Annotated in this window: 19 protein-coding genes; 15 read left to right on the top strand and 4 right to left on the bottom strand. The window is 37.0% G+C overall.

Annotated elements, in window-relative coordinates; all coding sequences use genetic code 11:
* The first annotated feature begins 167 nt into the window (after positions 1-167).
* The 3 genes from rnz (at position 168) to dinB (ending at position 3,064) form a co-directional block, all read left to right on the top strand.
* Positions 168-1,088: a ribonuclease Z gene (gene rnz, locus LWE_RS10155; RefSeq protein ID WP_011702761.1), complete on the top strand. Its 921-nt coding sequence runs from the start codon at positions 168-170 to the stop codon at positions 1,086-1,088.
* A 3-nt stretch (positions 1,089-1,091) separates the two neighbouring features.
* Positions 1,092-1,883, top strand: a complete 792-nt coding sequence (locus LWE_RS10150) for an SDR family NAD(P)-dependent oxidoreductase (RefSeq protein ID WP_011702760.1) — start codon at positions 1,092-1,094, stop codon at positions 1,881-1,883.
* A gap of 110 nt (positions 1,884-1,993) precedes the next feature.
* A complete protein-coding gene (dinB, locus tag LWE_RS10145; protein ID WP_011702759.1) occupies positions 1,994-3,064 on the top strand; it encodes a DNA polymerase IV in 1,071 nt (356 codons plus the stop codon).
* A 33-nt stretch (positions 3,065-3,097) separates the two neighbouring features.
* Here the strand turns inward: dinB and LWE_RS10140 are convergent, their stop codons facing one another.
* Entirely contained in the window at positions 3,098-4,297 is a 1,200-nt protein-coding gene (locus tag LWE_RS10140) for a toxic anion resistance protein (RefSeq protein WP_011702758.1), read from the bottom strand.
* Entirely contained in the window at positions 4,275-4,934 is a 660-nt protein-coding gene (locus LWE_RS10135) for a 5-bromo-4-chloroindolyl phosphate hydrolysis family protein (protein ID WP_011702757.1), read from the bottom strand. The genes LWE_RS10140 and LWE_RS10135 overlap by 23 nt, the downstream gene beginning before the upstream one ends.
* Positions 4,935-5,210: 276 nt before the next feature.
* On the opposite strand from LWE_RS10135, the gene LWE_RS10130 reads away from it, so the two are divergent.
* The 4 genes from LWE_RS10130 (at position 5,211) to timR (ending at position 8,586) form a co-directional block, all read left to right on the top strand.
* On the top strand, positions 5,211-5,768 hold the full coding sequence (locus LWE_RS10130; protein WP_011702756.1) for an NUDIX hydrolase: 558 nt from the start codon (positions 5,211-5,213) through the stop codon (positions 5,766-5,768).
* A gap of 498 nt (positions 5,769-6,266) precedes the next feature.
* The gene (timA, locus tag LWE_RS10125; RefSeq protein WP_011702755.1) at positions 6,267-7,154 is read left to right on the top strand and encodes a macrodiolide ABC transporter ATP-binding protein TimA; all 888 of its coding nucleotides are present in this window, start codon (positions 6,267-6,269) and stop codon (positions 7,152-7,154) included.
* Positions 7,151-7,966 carry a macrodiolide ABC transporter permease TimB gene (timB, locus tag LWE_RS10120; RefSeq protein WP_011702754.1) on the top strand — a complete coding sequence of 272 codons (816 nt, stop codon included), beginning with the start codon at positions 7,151-7,153 and terminating at the stop codon, positions 7,964-7,966. Before timA ends, timB begins: the two co-directional genes overlap by 4 nt.
* Positions 7,966-8,586 (top strand): macrodiolide transporter TimAB transcriptional regulator TimA, encoded by a 621-nt coding sequence (gene timR, locus LWE_RS10115; RefSeq protein ID WP_011702753.1) that lies wholly within the window; start codon positions 7,966-7,968, stop codon positions 8,584-8,586. The genes timB and timR overlap by 1 nt, the downstream gene beginning before the upstream one ends.
* Before the next feature lie 15 nt (positions 8,587-8,601).
* Here the strand turns inward: timR and LWE_RS10110 are convergent, their stop codons facing one another.
* Both LWE_RS10110 and LWE_RS10105 read right to left on the bottom strand, forming a co-directional pair.
* Complete coding sequence (locus tag LWE_RS10110; protein WP_011702752.1) at positions 8,602-9,600, bottom strand: NAD(P)/FAD-dependent oxidoreductase; 999 nt, start codon at positions 9,598-9,600, stop codon at positions 8,602-8,604.
* Complete coding sequence (locus tag LWE_RS10105) at positions 9,590-10,414, bottom strand: ABC transporter ATP-binding protein (RefSeq protein ID WP_011702751.1); 825 nt, start codon at positions 10,412-10,414, stop codon at positions 9,590-9,592. Before LWE_RS10105 ends, LWE_RS10110 begins: the two co-directional genes overlap by 11 nt.
* Positions 10,415-10,565: 151 nt before the next feature.
* Here LWE_RS10105 and LWE_RS10100 point away from each other — a divergent pair, with 151 nt between their 5' ends.
* The 8 genes from LWE_RS10100 to lysA all read left to right on the top strand — a co-directional run bounded on the left by LWE_RS10100 (position 10,566) and on the right by lysA (position 18,936).
* A complete protein-coding gene (locus LWE_RS10100; RefSeq protein WP_011702750.1) occupies positions 10,566-11,507 on the top strand; it encodes an iron-hydroxamate ABC transporter substrate-binding protein in 942 nt (313 codons plus the stop codon).
* A 101-nt stretch (positions 11,508-11,608) separates the two neighbouring features.
* A complete protein-coding gene (locus LWE_RS10095) occupies positions 11,609-12,634 on the top strand; it encodes a FecCD family ABC transporter permease (protein WP_011702749.1) in 1,026 nt (341 codons plus the stop codon).
* Positions 12,634-13,656, top strand: coding sequence for a FecCD family ABC transporter permease (locus LWE_RS10090; protein WP_011702748.1), 1,023 nt, complete (start codon positions 12,634-12,636; stop codon positions 13,654-13,656). Before LWE_RS10095 ends, LWE_RS10090 begins: the two co-directional genes overlap by 1 nt.
* Positions 13,657-13,897: 241 nt before the next feature.
* Entirely contained in the window at positions 13,898-14,356 is a 459-nt protein-coding gene (gene fur, locus LWE_RS10085) for a ferric iron uptake transcriptional regulator (RefSeq protein ID WP_011702747.1), read from the top strand.
* A 145-nt stretch (positions 14,357-14,501) separates the two neighbouring features.
* Positions 14,502-15,395 carry a site-specific tyrosine recombinase XerD gene (gene xerD / locus LWE_RS10080; protein WP_011702746.1) on the top strand — a complete coding sequence of 298 codons (894 nt, stop codon included), beginning with the start codon at positions 14,502-14,504 and terminating at the stop codon, positions 15,393-15,395.
* A 28-nt stretch (positions 15,396-15,423) separates the two neighbouring features.
* Complete coding sequence (gene deoB, locus LWE_RS10075; protein WP_011702745.1) at positions 15,424-16,608, top strand: phosphopentomutase; 1,185 nt, start codon at positions 15,424-15,426, stop codon at positions 16,606-16,608.
* An 18-nt stretch (positions 16,609-16,626) separates the two neighbouring features.
* A complete protein-coding gene (locus tag LWE_RS10070) occupies positions 16,627-17,445 on the top strand; it encodes a purine-nucleoside phosphorylase (RefSeq protein WP_011702744.1) in 819 nt (272 codons plus the stop codon).
* Between the two features lie 180 nt (positions 17,446-17,625).
* Positions 17,626-18,936, top strand: coding sequence for a diaminopimelate decarboxylase (lysA, locus tag LWE_RS10065; RefSeq protein WP_011702743.1), 1,311 nt, complete (start codon positions 17,626-17,628; stop codon positions 18,934-18,936).
* Positions 18,937-18,948: the final 12 nt, after the last annotated feature.

Here is an 18,948-nt window from a genome sequence, read left to right as displayed (position 1 = left end):
CTATTTTATCCATAAAGAAGCATTTGTGCAACTGTTTGGTTCTAATATTTTTTTAATTTGACAGTTATTTCTGAATTATAAGGGTTTTAAGGCAAAAATGTTTATTTCCCGTTCGTTTAAGAATGTGATAAAATAAGACACGAACTGGGAAGGGACTGAAACGAAATATGGAACTTGTTTTTTTAGGAACTGGAGCTGGCGTACCGTCAAGAGGCCGTAATGTCACATCCATTGCACTTTCAATGCTCAATGAACGAAAAACAATCTGGTTATTTGATTGCGGAGAAGCGACACAGCACCAAATCATGCGTAGTCAAATTAAATTAAGTAAACTAGAAAAAATATTCATTACACATATGCATGGCGACCATATTTTTGGCTTACCAGGTTTATTAAGTAGCCGTTCATTTCAAGGTGGCGACTCTACAATCACAATATATGGACCTGCTGGAATTGCCGAATATGTAGAAACTTCTTTAAGATTAAGTGGAACTAGACTTACATATAAAATTATTTTTAATGAAATTGAGCCAGGTTTAATTTTTGAAGATAAGATGTTTTCTGTTATTGCAGATGATTTAGAACACGGTGTTCGGAGTTTTGGTTACCGGATTGTTGAAAAAGATAAACAAGGGGCACTCAATGCAGAAAAATTAAAAGCTGAGGGTATCGAAGCAGGACCTATTTTCCAAAAGCTAAAAAATGGCGAAGTTGTTGAATTAGAGGATGGTCGAGTAGTTGATGGTAAGAACTACATTGGTGAGCCGCAAAAAGGAAAAATTATTAGTATTTTTGGTGATACAAAAGAAACTGCAAGTGAACTTGAATTAGCATTAAATGCCGATATTTTAGTGCATGAAGCTACATTTGAAGGCGATAAAGGAAAGATGGCAGGAGAATACATGCACTCTACAACGCTTCAAGCTGCTAATCTTGCCAAAAAAGCCAATGTGAAAAAATTAATTTTAACTCATATCAGTTCCAGATATGACCGAGATGCAAGTAAAGCATTATTAATAGAAGCAAAGTCTGTTTTTGAAAATACCGAAATAGCCTATGATTTAGCTGTTTTCGAGGTAGGAGAGTGACAAATGAACGCATTTTTAAAGAATAAAACAGTACTAATTACAGGTGCTTCTAATGGGCTTGGAGCAGAAATCACAAGACAAGTTGCCGCATCTGGTGCTAATGTTATCATTACAGCAAGAAGTACAGAAAAATTAATAGAGTTACAAAAAGAAATAAGTAACAATTTTTCAGTAGAGGCTACTTATTTTACCCTTGATATGACAGATTTTGAGCAAGTAAAACAAGTTAGTGCAGAGATAAATAAATTGTATCAAATCGATGTTTTAGTCAACTGTGCAGGTTTTGGTTTATTTGAAAACGCAGTAGATATCCCTTTTGAGACTATTGAAAAAATGTTTGACACGAATGTATTAGGTTTAATTCAATTAACTCAGCTTATCTTACCGCAAATGCAAGCACGTAAATCAGGCCATATTATTAACATAGCCTCTCAAGCAGCCAAAATTGCAACACCAAAATCAACCGTATATTCTGCAACGAAATATGCAGTACTTGGTTTCTCCAATGCGCTTCGCTTAGAATTGATACCAGATAAAATTAATGTCACTACCATCAATCCGGGTCCTATTGCTACAAATTTTTTTGATGTGGCAGATAAATCAGGTAACTATTTAGAGACAGTCGGAAAATTAGTTTTACAACCAGAAAAAGTTGCTCGAAAAACAGTGGAAATTATGGGAACGAAACGTCGCGAAATCAATTTACCTTTTGTAATGAATATCGCGACACGGCTTTATCAAGTTATGCCTCAAGTCATAGAATTTTTCGGAAAAGGCGCGTTTTTAAAAAAATAATAAAGAAGTAAATACCTTGTAACTAGGGGTATTTTTTTCTTGTAATTATTTAGGTGAGGGTATATAATTGATTAAGAACGTTTGTTCGATTTTTGGTGAGGGGTGCTGTTATGGATACGAGTAGAAAAATTATTCATATTGATATGGACGCTTTTTATGCCTCTGTAGAACAACGTGATCATCCTGAGTTTCGTGGGAAACCACTTATTATTGGAGGAGATCCTAATAAGCGCGGGGTTGTTGCAACCTGTTCTTATGAGGCGCGAAAATTCGGAGTGCATTCAGCTATGCCAACTCGCCAAGCCGCTAAACTCTGTCCAAATGGCATTTTTATTCATGGTAATATGGCTCACTATGTCGAAGTTTCTAATCAAATCCGCGAAATCTTTTCCAGATATACGGATATTATCGAACCTCTTTCTTTAGATGAAGCTTATCTAGATGTGACTGAAAATAAAAAAGGAATGAAATCCGCCACAATGGTTGCACGTGATATCCAACAGACTATTTATCATGAACTTGGCTTAACCGCTTCTGCCGGTGTATCCTTCAATAAATTCATTGCCAAAATTGCTTCTGACTTTAAAAAACCTGCAGGAATGACAGTAGTTGCCCCAGAAGAAGCAGAAGCATTTTTAGAACAAATTCCAGTGACAAAATTTTATGGGGTAGGAAAAGTAACAGCTGAGAAATTACATCGGCTTGGGATTGAAACAGGAGCAGATTTGAAGAAGTGGAGTGAGTGGGACCTTATTCGCGAATTACACAAACATGGCTATCATTTATATCGGCATGTTCGTGGTCGCTCTAACAACATTGTGAATCCGCATCGTGATCGCAAATCAGTCGGAAAAGAAACCACTTTTGAATTTAATGTGTTGGATAGTCGAATACTTGAACAAAGTCTTATGCAGTTCGCCAAAAAAGTAGAAGCGCGGCTCATTAAGTTACAAAAGCACGGCAAGACAGTAGTTTTAAAACTACGCTATAGTGACTTCACAACTATTACAAAACGTCTTACTTTGAACGAATATACCAATGATGCTAATCAGATTTATCAAGCTGCGGCGCTTCTTTTAAGAGAAAGCTACACTGGACAAGATAGTATTCGGTTAATTGGACTTACAGTAACTAATCTAAAACCTGTTTATTTTGAAAATTTACGATTAGAAGGTTTATAAAAAAAGGCTAGCGCCCATTTGGCGCCAGCCTTTTTATTTCATCTCTAGTAAACGGTCTTTAAGTTCTTGTTCCATTGTAACAAGTTCTTTTTCAGCTACGGCGCGTTTAGCACGGCCTTCTTGTTGGATTTTAAGTGTTTCTTGTAAGGTTTCAATCAAGCTAGATTGGGTTTCTTTAAGTGTTTCGATATCCACAATACCTCTTTCATTTTCACGCGCGGTCTCGATTGCATTTGTTTTCAACATATCGGCGTTTCGTTTTAGAAGTTCATTGGTCGTTTCAGAAACTTGACGCTGAGCTGCCACGGCTTGTTGTTGACGAAGCAAGGTGAGCGCAATGGCCACTTGGTTTTTCCAAAGTGGGATAGCAGTCATAATGGAAGACTGGATTTTTTCAGCAAGTGCTTGGTTTGTGTTTTGGATTAATCGTATTTGTGGCGCTTGTTGGATAGTAATTTGACGGCTTAATCGTAAATCATAAACACGTTTATCAAGACGATCCGCAAATTGAGTTAAGTCATTTACTTCTTGATAATCCATTTGATCGCCAGTTTGTTCAGCTTTTTTGCGAAGTTCTGGGAGCATTTTTGTATTAATTTCTTCTAACTTTAATTCTCCGGCAGCAATGTAAATATTTAATGCTTGGAAGTAATCTTTATTTTTATCATAAAGCTGTTCAAGGAAAGAGTTATCTTCCATTAAACGCTTTTTGGAGTGTTCCAGTTTCAACGCGATGCGGTCAATTTGGGTACCAATTTTTTGATATTTAGAAGTAATTTCATTGATAGATTGTTTTACTCGGTGGAACATTTTTGTAAAGACATTTTTGTTACGAGCTGCTAGTTCATCAGGGTCAGCTTCTTGTAAACGATACATTAAATCACTAATAATATCGCCAATTGGACCGACATCTTGTTTTTGCACATGTGCTAACATGGAATGTGAAAAATCATGAAGTTTAGCTTGAGCAGGGGCTCCGTAACCAAGAATGGCTGATTGATTTCCTGGTTCGATCTGTTTAGACAGTTCTAAAGCTTGTTTCTTATTTGTTTCGGTAAGCATATCTACTAAACGGGGAGCCGCATCTGTTTCACTATTGACGATATTTGCAGCAGTTTCGCCGTCTGATCCAAAAGGGTTAGCAAGTAGGTCATCTAATGTTTGGTTAAACTCTTTTTCAACAACTAAATCTTTTAATTCATTGGTTTCTTCACTTGGCTTGTTCTCGGTCATCTTTTGTACCCCTTTCAAATTTCTTTTTCTGTTTAGAAATGGAGTTTTTTGCTACTTCTAATTCAAAATCGAGATTGTTTACATCTTGATTTAAAAGTGTGAATAAATCCTTTTCAATCACGCGGCTTAAATCATTTAAAAGCGTGCGTGTGTCAGAAAGTGTTTGATAAATTTTCTTATCTTTTACTGGTTGTTTTTCTAAGAAAGCATATTTTTCAGTTAGTTCTACCAACGAATCAAGATGGGAGAAAAAGAAATCTTCTGCTTCATAAAAACGTTTTGGTTCATCTTTTACAATACCGTAAATTCTTTTGGTAAGTAGAAGTGTTTTATTACGTTCTTGGAAAGAATATAATGCTTTGTTTTGTGTCATGATTTTTTGAAGACGAATGATTTTCACGCGAGCTTCTTCTAAGTTAGTACGAATATATTTATATTCTTTCTTGGTTAATCCGGTGGCAATCATTTGCGCTCGGTCCCCAGCTTTAGATGAAAAGAAAAATAGGATAGCTGCAACTGCGATAACTATTGTTGCAATTACCAAGCCACTTTGGATAAGTGAAGTTAGAATACCACCCAAAATAATGACAAGTAAAATAGAACCTGTGAATGCTAATATCTTTTTAAAAACGGTCATTATACATCTTCTCCTTTAAGTACCTATTTAAAAGGTCCGCTTTTCTTATTGTATATTTTTCTAAAAATAAAGTTTGGTGGAAAATAACCTACCATTTAAGTATATTTTGTAAGTGAAATCTAGGCAAGTTGCATGATTTATTCTATTTTAGAAAATGCCCTTTATTTGTTCTTATCATACCATAATTAGAAAATAGATGTTATCAGTCGTGCGATGTAAATTAAACTCGGACTTAGTTATGTTATAATGAAAAAAAACGAGAAGTAGGTGACATAGGTGGATTCTTTAAACGAAAAAACACTGCACACAGAAAAGATTTTTAGTGGTAATATTATTCAGTTGCAAGTAGATGATGTAGAGTTGCCAAATGGAGAACAAAGCAAGCGCGAAATTGTTAAACATCCAGGAGCCGTTGCAATCATTCCTTTTTCAGCGGATGGAGCAATGTATTTAGTAGAACAATTTCGAAAACCGCTAGAAAAAACCATTATTGAAATACCCGCTGGTAAAATCGAGCAAGGAGAAGATCCTCTTATAACCGCAAAACGCGAATTAGAAGAAGAGACTGGTTTTCAGTCAGATGATTTAACTTATTTAACTTCTTTTTATACATCACCTGGATTTGCTGATGAACTTTTACATATTTATGTAGCGAAAGATCTTCGGAAAATCGAGCAACCGCTAGCCCAGGATGCTGATGAATTTATTAATTTAGTAAAAGTAACTCCAGAAGAAGCAAATCAATTAATCGAGCAACAACTTATTCTTGATGCTAAAACAATGTATGCGATGCAGTATTGGAAATTACAGCTTTTAATAGAAGAAAACATTTAAATAATGTAGAACTTTTATTTGTTAAAACTTGGAAAAAAGACTGGAATTAGCTAATAATAGAGAGCCATGTGGTAACATGACTTTGAAATATAAGCCCATTTAAGTTGACAGCCAATTTAATATGTTATAAAAATAACCACTAAAGCGTCCGAAGTTTATGAGTGGTTATTTTTTTTATGCTGACTGGTCCATAAAAAATGCTCCTTCTTGTTGAAAGTGCTAGCGACCCCCAAAATATATTATGGCACCAGAAATAGGATTATCCTATGCAGGATAGGGCGCTTAGTGAAATTAGTAATAACTGGCTGAAAGTTGTATTTCTGAGTCTAAAAACGTATGGAAAATAGGAATTTAATTGCTTTTACTGATTTTAGTTGCTCCTATGTGAAGTGAGATTTAGAACTGTAAAAAATATAGTGTGGTTATTGATTGACTACCTGGTCAAAAGTGATATACTCAAGTTGACTTAGTGGTCAATATGAGTGCGGAGGAGAGAACATGGAAGCAATTAAAGTGGAGTCGCTCACAAAAAATTATCATAAAAAGCGAGCAATTGAAAATGTGAATTTGTCTGTAAATGAAGGGGAATTATATGGTTTTATTGGGCCAAATGGAGCGGGGAAATCAACAACGATCAAAGTCTTGCTGAATTTTATTTTTGCAACTAGTGGAAGGGCAACCGTATTTGGAAAAGATGTTGTCAAAGATTCAGCTGAAATTAAAAAAATGGTCGGATATGTACCAAGTGAAGTGCGCTATTATCCACAAATGACAGCTAATGATATTATCCATTATGCTGCGAGTTTCCATCATATTGAAAATGCGACTCAAAAAATGAATAGATATTTTGAAATGTTTTCGATTGATCCTAAAAAACGCTTTGGCGAAATGTCACTTGGAAATAAGAAAAAAGTGGCTGTGGTAGCTGGGCTAATAACCGAACCACATCTACTCATTTTGGATGAACCGACCAATGGATTAGATCCTTTAATGCAACATCATCTATTTAAAGAAATGACAGAGAAAAACAAAGCAGGGATGACCATTTTCCTCTCTAGTCATAATTTACGGGAAGTTCAGGAATATTGCACAAGAGCTGCATTTATTCGTAGTGGAAATATTATTGCTGTGGAAGATATCGCTAATCAACAAATGACAGGTAAAGTAATTGTACTAAAAGGAAGCCATCTGCCTCTAGAAAAATTGACGAACGCAGGTGCAAGAATTATTGAAAAGGAAAACGGGAAAGCACGCCTTATTTTTGATGAAGACATTAAAACGATTTTGCCTTTGTTACAAGAAAAAGAAATTACTGATTTAACGATTACGAATCAAGAATTAGAAGATAAATTTATGACGCTATATGAAGGGGGAGAAATCAAGTGAATATCTTACACATTGAGTGGAAAACGCGGATAAAAAGTTTAGTCGTTTGGTCTGCTGTAGTGATAGTGATTTTAGGTGTTTTCATGGCTTTCTTCCCTAGTATGCAGAGTAGTGGGATGCAAGACTTGGTCAATACGAAAATGAATGCTCTTCCGCAAGATATGATGAAAATTTTGCATATGGATTCAATGGCGGATTTAACAAATATTGATGCTTATTTTGCTTATGTTTTTCAATATATATTTATTGCGGCATGTGTTTATGCGGCGTTAATAGGTGCGCAAGCCTTAATAAAAGAAGAAACAGATGGTACAATTGAGTTTTTATATGCCCAGCCGATTACTAGAACTAGTCTTGTTTTTTGGAAAATGATTGGAAATTTGTTATCGTTTGTAGCTTTTTGGGCAATTACATTTATTGCATCTGTAATCCTTGTTCTTTTCTTGAAGCCAAGTGGGGTAAGTAGTGGCAATTTAGTGATGGAGCTTGGACGGGTGTTTTCTAGCGAGTTAATCGTGGCTGTCGTATTTATGAGCGTTGGTTTTATGATTTCTGCAGTGCTTCGATCAGCAAAGCAAGCCTCTCCAGTCGCACTTGCGCTCGTTTTTTTAACATATATTTTAGGGATTATGGCTGGTTTGAATGATAAGGTGGATTTTTTCAAATACTTTTCCCCAATCAATTACGCGATTCCTTCAGAAATTATGGATAAAGGAATCTCTGGAACAAATGTGATGATTTCTTGTAGCGTGATTATCGTTATGGTAGCGGCCACTTTTATTCTTTATAACAAAAAGGATTTGAAAGTGTAATGGATGAAAAACGAGTAAAAATTTTAGATGCAGCGATGGAAGAATTTACGGAAAAAGGTTATCAAGCGGCTAGTACGAATAAAATTTGCGCGAAAGCTGAAGTGTCTAAAGGGCTTATCTTTCACTATTTTGGTTCTAAAGAAAAACTTTATATTGCAGCTGTGAGTTATGCGATTGATTTTGCAGCGAATGAAGTAAGTTTGGAAAGAGAACCCTGGGCAGATTTTGTTGAGATGGCGATTTGGTCCACGAAGATGAAACTGGATTTTAATCGTAAATATCCAGCAGTATTTGGCTTGATTATGCAAGCTTATGGTAACCCACCAACGGAATTAAAAGGTAAATTAGATGGCTTTTTTGATAAAGCAATAGAGCAATCAAAAGCGCAAATGAATCAAGTTTTAAGTGAAATGAAGTTAAAAAAAGGTGTAAATATGGATGCGACACATAAAGTGATGGCGGCTCTCTTTCAATATATTACAGAGAAAAGCACGATTTATTTACAACATCATCCAGATGCGACGATGGATGACTTTATTCCGCTTGCGAATGAATTTACGGAAATGATGCGAATTGTTGAATTTGGTATATGTGATGAAAAAAAGGATTTGGGCGAGTGAGCCCAAATCCTTTTTTTAACCAATAAAGCTTTCGTGGTGAGTGCTGATCATTGCTTCATCAGCAGCAGTTGGTTCTAAATATTTTTTTGCGCTATTAATCGCAATCGGCCCTTCATGTAATCCAGCTGCAATAATGCGAAGTTTTCGAGGATATGTGGCGCTATCTCCACAAGCAAAAATGCCAGGGACAGTCGTTTTCATTTCATCATCTACAACGATACCAAAATCAGCTTGTTCGAATCCCCACTCAGCCATCGTTCCAAGATCTACTTTCACTCCATGATTAATGAAGAGTGCTTCTGTTTCAATAGTTTTAGTAGCTTGTGTTTGATTGCAAATAACACTTATTTCAGCTAGCTGGTTGTTCGTTCCAAATAATTCATGGATTTCATGGTGAATATGAATTTTGACGCGAGAGTTTTTAAGTTCACGAACGCTTTCTTCATGTGCTTTAAAATCTTCTCCGCGATAAATAAGATGTACTTGTTTAGCGATTGGCTCAAGTGTTTGGGCCCAGTCAATAGCTGAATTTCCTCCACCGGAAACGGCAACAACTTTATCTCGAAATTGCTCGATATTTTTCACATCGTAATGAATCGCTAGTGGAAAATCCTCCACATGTAATGCTTCCAGTTTATTTACTTCAAAAGTTCCACTACCTGTTGCGATAACAATTGTTTTAGAAAAATGGATGGAACCATTATGAGTGATTAATTGAAAAGTACCATCCGTTAATCTAGTCACATCCACTACACGCTCATTACAAACAATAGTTGGATGGAACGTCTCGGCTTGTTCTTTTAAATTTGCAACAAGATTTTCACCAGTAATAGCTGGAATACCACCAATGTCGCGAATAATTTTTTCGGGAAAAAAGTAACGGACTTTGCCACCAACAGCTGGTTCCGCATCAATTATTTTAGTTTTCATTGAACGTAGGCCACTATAAAATGCGGAAAAAAGTCCAATTGGACCGCCGCCAATAATGGTGACATCATATACTTCATTTGGCAATGGAATCAAGCTCCTTTACAATTTCGCATCCATTACAAGTTTCGTACGGGAGACAAAGAGGGACGCCGCTGCGTGGATCAATCAAAATATCTGCTTTGATATTAAAAACATCTTCTAATGTTTGTTCGGTCATTACATTAGCTGGTGAACCTTCAGCAACTACTTTTCCTTCTTTAATAGCAATCATATGGTGTGCGTAACGAGAGGCGTGATTTAAATCATGAACAACCATAACGATAGTACGGTTTTCTGATTGGTTTAATTGTTTCAATAAATTAAGCACATCTAGTTGATGGGTCATATCTAAAAAAGTCGTTGGTTCATCAAGGAATAAAACGTCTGTTTCTTGAGCCAGCGACATTGCAATCCAAGCTCGTTGGCGTTGTCCACCTGATAAACTATCAATTGGTCGATCGGCAAATTCTGTTAAATTAGTGACACGTAATGACCAGAAAATGATTTCCCGATCTTTTGCAGTGATGGATTTAAAACTACTTTGATGAGGAGAACGACCATACGAAATTAATTCAAATACCGTCAAACCATCAGGTGCAGAAGGATTTTGTGGCAAAATAGCTAATTGTTTGGCAACTTCTCTTGTTGGTTCATTATGAATCGTTTTACCGTCCAAATAAACAGCACCTTTACTAGGTTTCATTAAGCGGGACATCGTTTTTAAAATAGTCGATTTCCCAGAACCGTTTGCGCCAACTAAGGCGGTTATCTTATTAGCTGGAATGGCTATATCTAAACCATCAACAATGATTCGTTTGTCGTATGAAATTTGTAAGTTTTCTGTATGAAGGTCTTTCATTTTCATCGCTCCAATTTAAAGTTAAGGTGATAATCATTCTCAATGGTTAAGTATAGAGTTTTTATAGCAAAGATGCAAGTGATGATTTGCACTTTATGAGGAAAGTTGCTATACTAACTGAGAATTATTATCAATTACAGGAGGGATTCGTTTGAAAAAGGGTATCATGTTACTCGTATTAATGCTTTTAACAACCATAGTTTTGACTGCTTGTGGGGATAACAAATCGGCTGGAAGTGATAAAGTCGAGATGCGTACATATACAATGGCGAATGGGAAGAAAGTAGAAATTCCTGCTCATCCAAAACGGATTGTAGCGTCGGAATACTTAGGAAATATAGTATTACTTGGAATGAAACCAGTTGGTGCTAGAGCAAAACAAATGGAAAATCCATTTTTAAAAGGAAAAGTGGATGGAATTGCAGATATTGGCGATCCAGTTTCAGTGGAAAAAGTTGCTGAATTAAAGCCTGATTTAATTGTTGTTTCTAATGAAGATGAGTTTGAAAAAATGTCTAAAATTGCTCCTACTGTCTTGATTCCTTATGCGACTTCTAAAAATGTGGAAGAAGATGTACGCCAAATTGCAGATTTAGTAGGTGAAAAGAAAGCTGGAGAAGAGTGGTTGGATAAATTCCATCAAAAAGCCAAAGACAGCAGAGCGAAATTAGCAGAAAAATTAGATCCAAATGAAACAGTGGGAATTTATGAAGTACAAGATAAAGATTTTTATGTGATGGGACAAAATATGGGACGCGGTGGTCAAGCGATTTATAATGCTTTACAACTAAAAGCACCAACGAAAATCCAAAAAGATGTTCTGGATGGACAAGATTGGCAAAAAATTTCACTTGAAGTTTTACCTGATTTTGCAGCGGATAGAATGTTCGTAACGAATACTTCTTCAGGTGAAGCAAAAGATGGTGAGAAAACATTAAAAGATTTAACTAACTCACCGATTTGGAAAAACTTACCCACTTTTAAAGCAGGGAAAGTGTACCAAATGGACTTTGATACAATGTTTTACTATGATCCGTTAGCGGTAGAAGGGCAGTTGGATATTATCGTAGAGAAGTTACTTGAATCCAACTAAAGATTGCGCTTAGTGAATGATATTGATATAATTTTCCTTGCGATTGATAATTATTATCACTTGATTTGAGCGGATAATTTAGATGGAAGGAACATGTGCAGATGGTTAAGTCAAAACAGATAAAAATGAATACTAGACCGACTGTTGCTAAATTTATACTATCGGGCGGGATTTTACTGCTTCTCATTCTTGCGTTGTTCGGAATTGCGGTTGGAGCGGCCGATATTAATTTAAGTACAGTTTGGGATGCACTTTTTCATTATAATAGTACGGATACGGAGCATCAGATTATCCGGAGTTTACGTGTTCCTCGAGTTATTGCAGATATGGCTATTGGGGCTGCTTTTGCGGTAGCTGGAGCAATTATGCAGGGAATTACAAGAAATCCACTGGCTGATTCAGGCTTACTTGGATTGAATGCTGGGTCAACTTTTATGGTAGCGATTTGTTTTGCGTTTATGCCATGGCTTAGTTATAACTATTTGATTTTATTTTCTTTTGTTGGTGCAGCGATTGGAGCATTCTTGGTATTTGGTGTGAGTTCGATTGCTGGGAGTGCGATGTCGCCAACACGCTTAGTACTTGCTGGTGCGGCAGTAAGTTCGCTTCTCACTGCACTTAGTGAAGGGCTCGCTATCTATTTTCAGCTAAGTCAAGATTTAGCATTTTGGTATGCTGGTGGTGTTGCTGGAGTAAAATGGAGCCAGCTTGCAGCGATGTGGCCATGGTTACTTGGAGCACTGATTGCGGCGATTTTGTTAAGTAAATCGATTACGATTTTAAGTTTAGGGGACGATATTGCAGTTGGATTAGGTGAAAAAACGACTTTTGTTAAAATAGCTTCTATGGTGGTCGTTTTAATTTTAGCTGGACTGGCGGTATCGGTTGTTGGGCCGGTTGGTTTTATTGGTTTAATTGTGCCACATTTAGTACGATTTTTGGTTGGGGTAGATTATCGCTGGATTATTCCTTGTTCGGCTGTTGTTGGGGCATTTTTGACTTTAGCAGCAGATATTGTTGCAAGGACGATTAATCCACCATATGAAACGCCAATCAGTGTTATTTTTGCGTTAATTGGTGTTCCTTTCTTCTTATATGTAGCTCGTAAAGAAAGGAGGAACTTATAATGTATATGACTATTGCGGAAAAGCAGAAAAGGTCGCGACGTATATGGACTTTAATAATTTTAAGTGTGCTCATTATTTGTACATTTACATATAGTGTTAATGCTGGTTATTCGAAATTGCCTTTTTTAGAAGTAATTAAATCTTTCTTTGGGATGGCAGATGCAGGGACACAACTGATTGTGACTGAATTTCGATTACCACGCATTGTCATTGCGCTTTTAGTGGGCGCAGGGCTTGCGATTTCAGGGACGATTTTGCAAGGGATTTCTGGCAATGGGCTAGCTGACCCTGGTATTTTGGGAATAAACAACGGAGCTGGTTTGGCAGTCATGCTTTATATTTCCTTCTTTCCATCTACAATGGATGTGCCGGTTTTATTTATGCCGTTGATTGGATTTATAGGAGCGATTTTAACTGCGTTTGTGGTGTATGGCCTATCTTATAGTAGAAGTGAAGGGTTACTTCCTAATCGATTGCTACTAACAGGTATTGCAGTTGCTGCAGCGATTGCGGCTTTAATTACTTTACTTACTGTTCGACTGGATCCGCAAAATTATCAACGTTATGCTGAATGGATGGCTGGAAATATTTGGGCATCCAGTTGGCAATATGTATTTGCGCTTTTACCGTGGTTACTAATTTTAGGAGCGATTGCTTTTATGAAAGTAAAAACACTTGATGTACTCTCATTTGGCGACCAAGTAGCGACAGGACTTGGGGTTCGAGTAGAACGTGAAAAATTTGTTCTATTAATAGTAGCTGTTGGTCTGGCAGCAGCTTGTGTCTCCGTTAGTGGTGGAATTGCCTTTATTGGTCTGATTGGCCCCCACATTGCTAGAAAATTAGTTGGTTCATCGCATCGCTGGGTAATGATTACGGCAGCCCTTTCTGGGGGGCTATTATTATTACTTGCTGATACGATAGGCCGTTTGATTATCCAACCTTCTGAAATATTTGCAGGCATTGTTGTGGCAATCATCGGTGCACCATATTTCTTGTTCCTTCTTGCTAAAGCTAAATAATAATTATTATTAATAACGAGAAATTGTACAGTAATTGATAATCATTGTAGACAGCCTATTGCTTTTGTGATATCTTAGTAAACATAAGTAATAGGAATTGACTACGTGCCATTTTTAACGTGAAAAGTGAATTTTGAACTTGCATTTTAATTATAATTATTATAAACTGTATTTATTGTTAAATGATAATGATGATAATTTAGAACGACAACTTGTCATAGCAACCAAGGGAGGAAATACAATGGAAGGTCGTATTGGCCGCATTAAAGCACAACTTCATGATGCTAGTTATAAATTGACACCACAACGAGAAGCTACTGTTCGCGTTTTACTGGAAAATGAAAAAGATCATTTAAGTGCTGAGGAAGTTTTCTTGCGTGTGAAAGACATTGCGCCTGACACTGGCCTTGCAACTGTATACAGAACATTAGAGTTATTAACAGAACTACGTGTAGTAGATAAAATTAATTTTGGCGACGGCGTATCTCGCTATGATTTGAGACAAGAGGGAGCTAAACATTTCCATCATCATCTTGTTTGTTTGGAATGTGGGTCTGTAGAAGAAATTCAAGAAGACTTACTTGAAGATGTGGAAAAAATCGTTGAATCAAAATGGAATTTTCTCGTGAAAGACCATCGTTTAACTTTCCAAGGAGTATGCGCAGATTGCAGACAAAAATCAAAAAAGAATAATAGCTGAGTTTGGGATCATAAATCTCAAACTTTTTTTATGTTTAAAAGGATGGACTGAATTGCGCGAAAAGTATTACAAGTTTTTTTCTATTACTTAAACGTTTTCAGTGGGAGTGGAACATGGTAGAATAGGACTTGTGGAGGAAATGCTTATGAATGATTTAATTGAAGATTTTTTACATTTTTTAATTGTAGAGAAAGGCTTATCCGCTAATACAATCAAAGCATATCAACGAGATTTACGCTATTTTGTTTCTTATATGGAGACTTCTAAGAATTTGACAGATCCAAATATACTGGAAAGAAGTGACATAGTAGGATTTATGGCGTTTGCTAGACAAGAGGGAAAGTCAGCAAGAAGCGTAGCGCGATACATTGCTTCCTTGCGATCGTTTTTCCATTATTTAATGCATGACGGAAAAATGTCACATGATCCAATGATCCAAATTGAAACACCTAAACAAGCACAAAGCTTACCGAAAGTTTTAAACCTAGATGATGTTGAAAAGTTGCTAAGTTCCTCGGATATAAGTACACCACTTGGTCTTAGAGATCAAGCAATGATGGAAATTTTATATGCGACGGGGCTTCGGGTAACAGAACTTGTCAGACTTAAAATGGACGATTTGCATCTTCATATGGGTTTCATTCAAACTATTGGTAAAGGCGATAAAGAGAGAATTATCCCGCTTGGCAAGACGGCAACCACTGTGTTGGAGCAATATTTAGAAGAGGCAAGGCCAAAGCTCAGAAGGCCAAAGTATCGAAATGATTTTGTTTTTTTGAATCACCATGGTCAAGGTCTTACAAGACAGGGTTTCTGGAAGATTTTAAAAGGAATTGCGAAAGAATCAGGTATTGAAAAGCCGATTACACCGCATACTTTGCGTCATTCATTTGCCACCCATTTGCTTGAGAATGGGGCTGATTTAAGGTCGGTACAAGAACTTCTTGGCCATGCCGACATCTCCACTACACAAATTTATACACACGTAACAAAGCTGCGCCTAAAAGATGTGTACAAACAATTTCACCCGCGCGCTTAAAAAATATAGTTGAAAAGGATGAATAAATATGCCAGATAAATTTAAACGAGTACATGTAGTTGTAATGGATTCAGTTGGTATTGGAGAAGCACCAGATGCTGCTAAGTTTGGTGATTTTGATGTAGATACATTTGGACATATTGCGAAACATGTTGGTGGCTTAAACATGCCGGAGATGGGTAAATTAGGTTTATCCAATATCCGCGAAATCGACGGAATTAAAAAAGCTGAAAAACCACTTGCATACTATACGAAAATGCAAGAAGCTTCTAATGGTAAAGATACTATGACGGGTCACTGGGAAATTATGGGACTTTATATTGATACACCTTTCCGCGTATTTCCGGATGGATTTCCTGATGATTTAATCAACCAAATTGAAGAAAAAACTGGTCGAAAAGTAATCGGGAATAAACCTGCAAGTGGTACAGAAATCATGGCTGAACTCGGAGAAGAACATGTGAAAACTGGCGCCCTAATTGTTTACACATCGGCTGATTCTGTTTTACAAATTGCGGCTCATGAAGATGTGGTGCCTTTAGAAGAATTATACGAGATCTGTGAATTTTGTCGGGAAATTACACTAGATGATCCTTATATGCTTGGTCGCATAATTGCACGTCCATTTGTCGGGGAACCAGGTGCGTTTGTTAGAACACCAAACCGTCATGACTATGCGCTAAAACCTTTTAAACCAACTGTAATGGATGCTTTAAAAGATGGTGGTAAAGATGTGATTGCAATTGGTAAAATTTCAGATATTTTTGATGGGGAAGGTGTAACGGAATCTATCCGTACGAAATCAAACATGGACGGAATGGATCAATTTATTGCTGTATTAGATAAAGATTTTAATGGAATGAGTTTCCTTAATCTGGTTGATTTTGATGCGCTTTTCGGACATCGCCGTGATCCTCAAGGTTATGCGGATGCGCTCGTTGATTTTGATGGCCGTTTAGTAGAAGTAATGGAAAAATTGACAGAGGATGACCTATTAATTATTACAGCTGATCATGGAAATGACCCAACTTATACGGGTACTGATCACACGCGTGAATTTGTTCCATTACTTGTATACTCACCACGTTTCAAAAATGGCGGTTCAGAATTAGAGTTGCGCAAAACTTTCGCTGATCTTGGCGCAACGGTTGCTGACAATTTTGATGTAAAAATGCCTGAATATGGAAAAAGTTTCTTAAAAGACTTGAAATAGGAAAAGGGAGGAACAAAAATGAGTTTAGAAAAAGTAAATGAAGCAGTTGCAAAAATTAGAGAGAGTTATGCTGGAACACCAAAAATTGGTTTGATTCTTGGATCAGGTTTAGGTGTACTTGCAGATGAGGTAAAGAATCCTACAAAACTTTCTTATAGCGAAATTCCTCATTTTCCTGTTTCAACAGTAGAAGGACATGCTGGACAATTTGTTTTTGGTGAGCTAGAAGAAAAAGAAGTTGTTGCAATGCAAGGACGTTTCCATTTTTATGAAGGTTATTCTATGCAAGATGTTACGTTCCCAGTTCGTGTTATGAAAGAGCTTGGCGTAGAAATTCTTGTGGTTACGAATGCTGCTGGAGGCGTGAATGAACTATATTCCGCTGGAGATTTAATGTTGATTTCTGATCATATCAACTTTACTGGAACGAGCCCACTTATTGGAGCAAATGATGATCATTTTGGTCCGCGTTTCCCAGATATGTCAGAAGCTTATAACTTGGCTTTACGTGTAGAGGCAAGACTTATCGCGCAAGAACTGGATATAACTATTCGCGAAGGTGTTTATGCTGGATTCAGTGGTCCAACTTATGAAACCCCTGCTGAAATTCAAATGATGCGCACACTTGGAGCAGATGCGGTTGGGATGTCTACTGTACCAGAAGTAATCATTGCTAATCATGCTGGGCTACGAGTGCTTGGTATTTCTTGTATTACCAATATGGCGGCTGGAATTCTGGACCAACCACTTTCTCATACAGAAGTTATTGAAACAACAGAGCAAGTTCGCAGCACATTTTTACAATATGTAAAAGCAATTGTTGCTAAAATTTCATAAGATAATCGTTAGCAAAGCTCAGTCCAAGTTCGTTATTTTCTGGAGTAAGAAGATAATGGATTTAGGCTGAGTTTTTTATGTATTTGATAATATTTTCAGATAGTTATTGTCGCTCGCCTTCTTAGTATGCTACTATATAAAAGAACTTTTAAAAATCTATAATGTAAAGGTGGGATTGGCGTGACGTTTGAACGGCTAGGAACAATGAATGTAAATGCAGAAGGACATCTCGAAATTGGTGGGGTGGACACTTTAAAGCTTACTGAAAAATATGGTACGCCTCTTTACGTTTATGATGTAGCGCTAATCCGTGACCGAGCAAGAGGATTTAAGAAAACATTTGAAGAGTTAGGTGTAAAAGCACAAGTTGCTTATGCGAGTAAAGCATTTTCTGCGGTGGCAATTTACCAATTAATGGCTGAAGAGGGTTTATCACTCGATGTTGTTTCGGGCGGAGAACTTTATACGGCGATTAAAGCGGATTTTCCTCCTGAAAGAATTCATTTTCACGGAAACAACAAAAGCGTAGAAGAAATTCATATGGCACTTGATTATGGTATCGGCTGCTTTGTTATTGATAATTATTATGAAATTGACTTATTAGAAAATATATTAATAGAAAGAAATGAAAAAGCTTCTGTTTTAATTCGCGTAACACCTGGTATAGAAGCACATACACATGATTATATTTTAACTGGACAGGATGATTCAAAATTTGGCTTTGGTCTGACAAATGGTCAAGCTGAAAAAGCAATTAAGCAAGTGCTTCATGCGAGTGCTTCTTTTGATTTGATTGGACTTCATTGTCATATTGGTTCACAAATTTTTGAAACAACTGGTTTTAAATTAGCGGCTCGTCGCATTATGGATAAATTAGTTGAGTGGCACGGCACACTTGGCTTTGATTCCAAAGTCCTTAATCTTGGTGGTGGTTTTGGTGTCCGTTATACGGCAGAAGATGAGCCACTAGAGCCAAGCGAATATGTGCGTCAAATTATGGAAGAAGTGCGTGATGTGGCAAACAGTAATGCTATTGCTATTCCTGAAATTTGGATTGAACCAGGGCGTTCTCTTGTTGGTGAAGCAGGAACAACTTTATATAAAGTAGGTTCTCGTAAAGAAGTACCGGGAATTCGGAATTATATCGCGGTTGACGGCGGAATGTCAGACAATATCCGTCCAGCGTTATACGATGCACATTACGATGCGGTCCTTGCAGCTAACCCTGAAAAAGTTGCAGAAGAAACAGTGGCAATTGCTGGGAAATGTTGTGAGTCAGGTGATATGCTCATTTGGGATCTTCCACTACCAAAATCGAATGCGGGCGAAGTGCTAGCAGTCTTTTGTACAGGAGCGTATGGTTATGCGATGGCAAGTAATTATAACCGAATACCAAGACCACCAGTTGTTTTTGTGGAAAACGGTGTTGATAAATTAATCGTTGCCCGTGAAACATATGAAAATTTAGTGCAAAATGATCTTTCATTATAGTAGGGCGGGACA

It is taken from the genome of Listeria welshimeri serovar 6b str. SLCC5334 (assembly GCF_000060285.1).
Lineage (GTDB): Bacteria > Bacillota > Bacilli > Lactobacillales > Listeriaceae > Listeria > Listeria welshimeri.
The sequence above is the reverse complement of the archived record's forward strand: the minus strand, read 5'-3'. Positions and strand labels throughout refer to the sequence as shown.

Coding starts and splice junctions, on each gene's coding strand:
- LWE_RS10135 (WP_011702757.1), bottom strand. CDS start 4,934: ATGACCGTTTTTAAAAAGATATTAGCATTCACAGGTTCTATTTTACTT.
- fur (WP_011702747.1), top strand. CDS start 13,898: ATGGAAGGTCGTATTGGCCGCATTAAAGCACAACTTCATGATGCTAGT.
- xerD (WP_011702746.1), top strand. CDS start 14,502: ATGAATGATTTAATTGAAGATTTTTTACATTTTTTAATTGTAGAGAAA.
- rnz (WP_011702761.1), top strand. CDS start 168: ATGGAACTTGTTTTTTTAGGAACTGGAGCTGGCGTACCGTCAAGAGGC.
- timA (WP_011702755.1), top strand. CDS start 6,267: ATGGAAGCAATTAAAGTGGAGTCGCTCACAAAAAATTATCATAAAAAG.
- deoB (WP_011702745.1), top strand. CDS start 15,424: ATGCCAGATAAATTTAAACGAGTACATGTAGTTGTAATGGATTCAGTT.
- LWE_RS10140 (WP_011702758.1), bottom strand. CDS start 4,297: ATGACCGAGAACAAGCCAAGTGAAGAAACCAATGAATTAAAAGATTTA.
- LWE_RS10105 (WP_011702751.1), bottom strand. CDS start 10,414: ATGAAAGACCTTCATACAGAAAACTTACAAATTTCATACGACAAACGA.
- LWE_RS10070 (WP_011702744.1), top strand. CDS start 16,627: ATGAGTTTAGAAAAAGTAAATGAAGCAGTTGCAAAAATTAGAGAGAGT.
- LWE_RS10095 (WP_011702749.1), top strand. CDS start 11,609: ATGGTTAAGTCAAAACAGATAAAAATGAATACTAGACCGACTGTTGCT.
- LWE_RS10150 (WP_011702760.1), top strand. CDS start 1,092: ATGAACGCATTTTTAAAGAATAAAACAGTACTAATTACAGGTGCTTCT.
- LWE_RS10090 (WP_011702748.1), top strand. CDS start 12,634: ATGTATATGACTATTGCGGAAAAGCAGAAAAGGTCGCGACGTATATGG.
- timR (WP_011702753.1), top strand. CDS start 7,966: ATGGATGAAAAACGAGTAAAAATTTTAGATGCAGCGATGGAAGAATTT.
- dinB (WP_011702759.1), top strand. CDS start 1,994: ATGGATACGAGTAGAAAAATTATTCATATTGATATGGACGCTTTTTAT.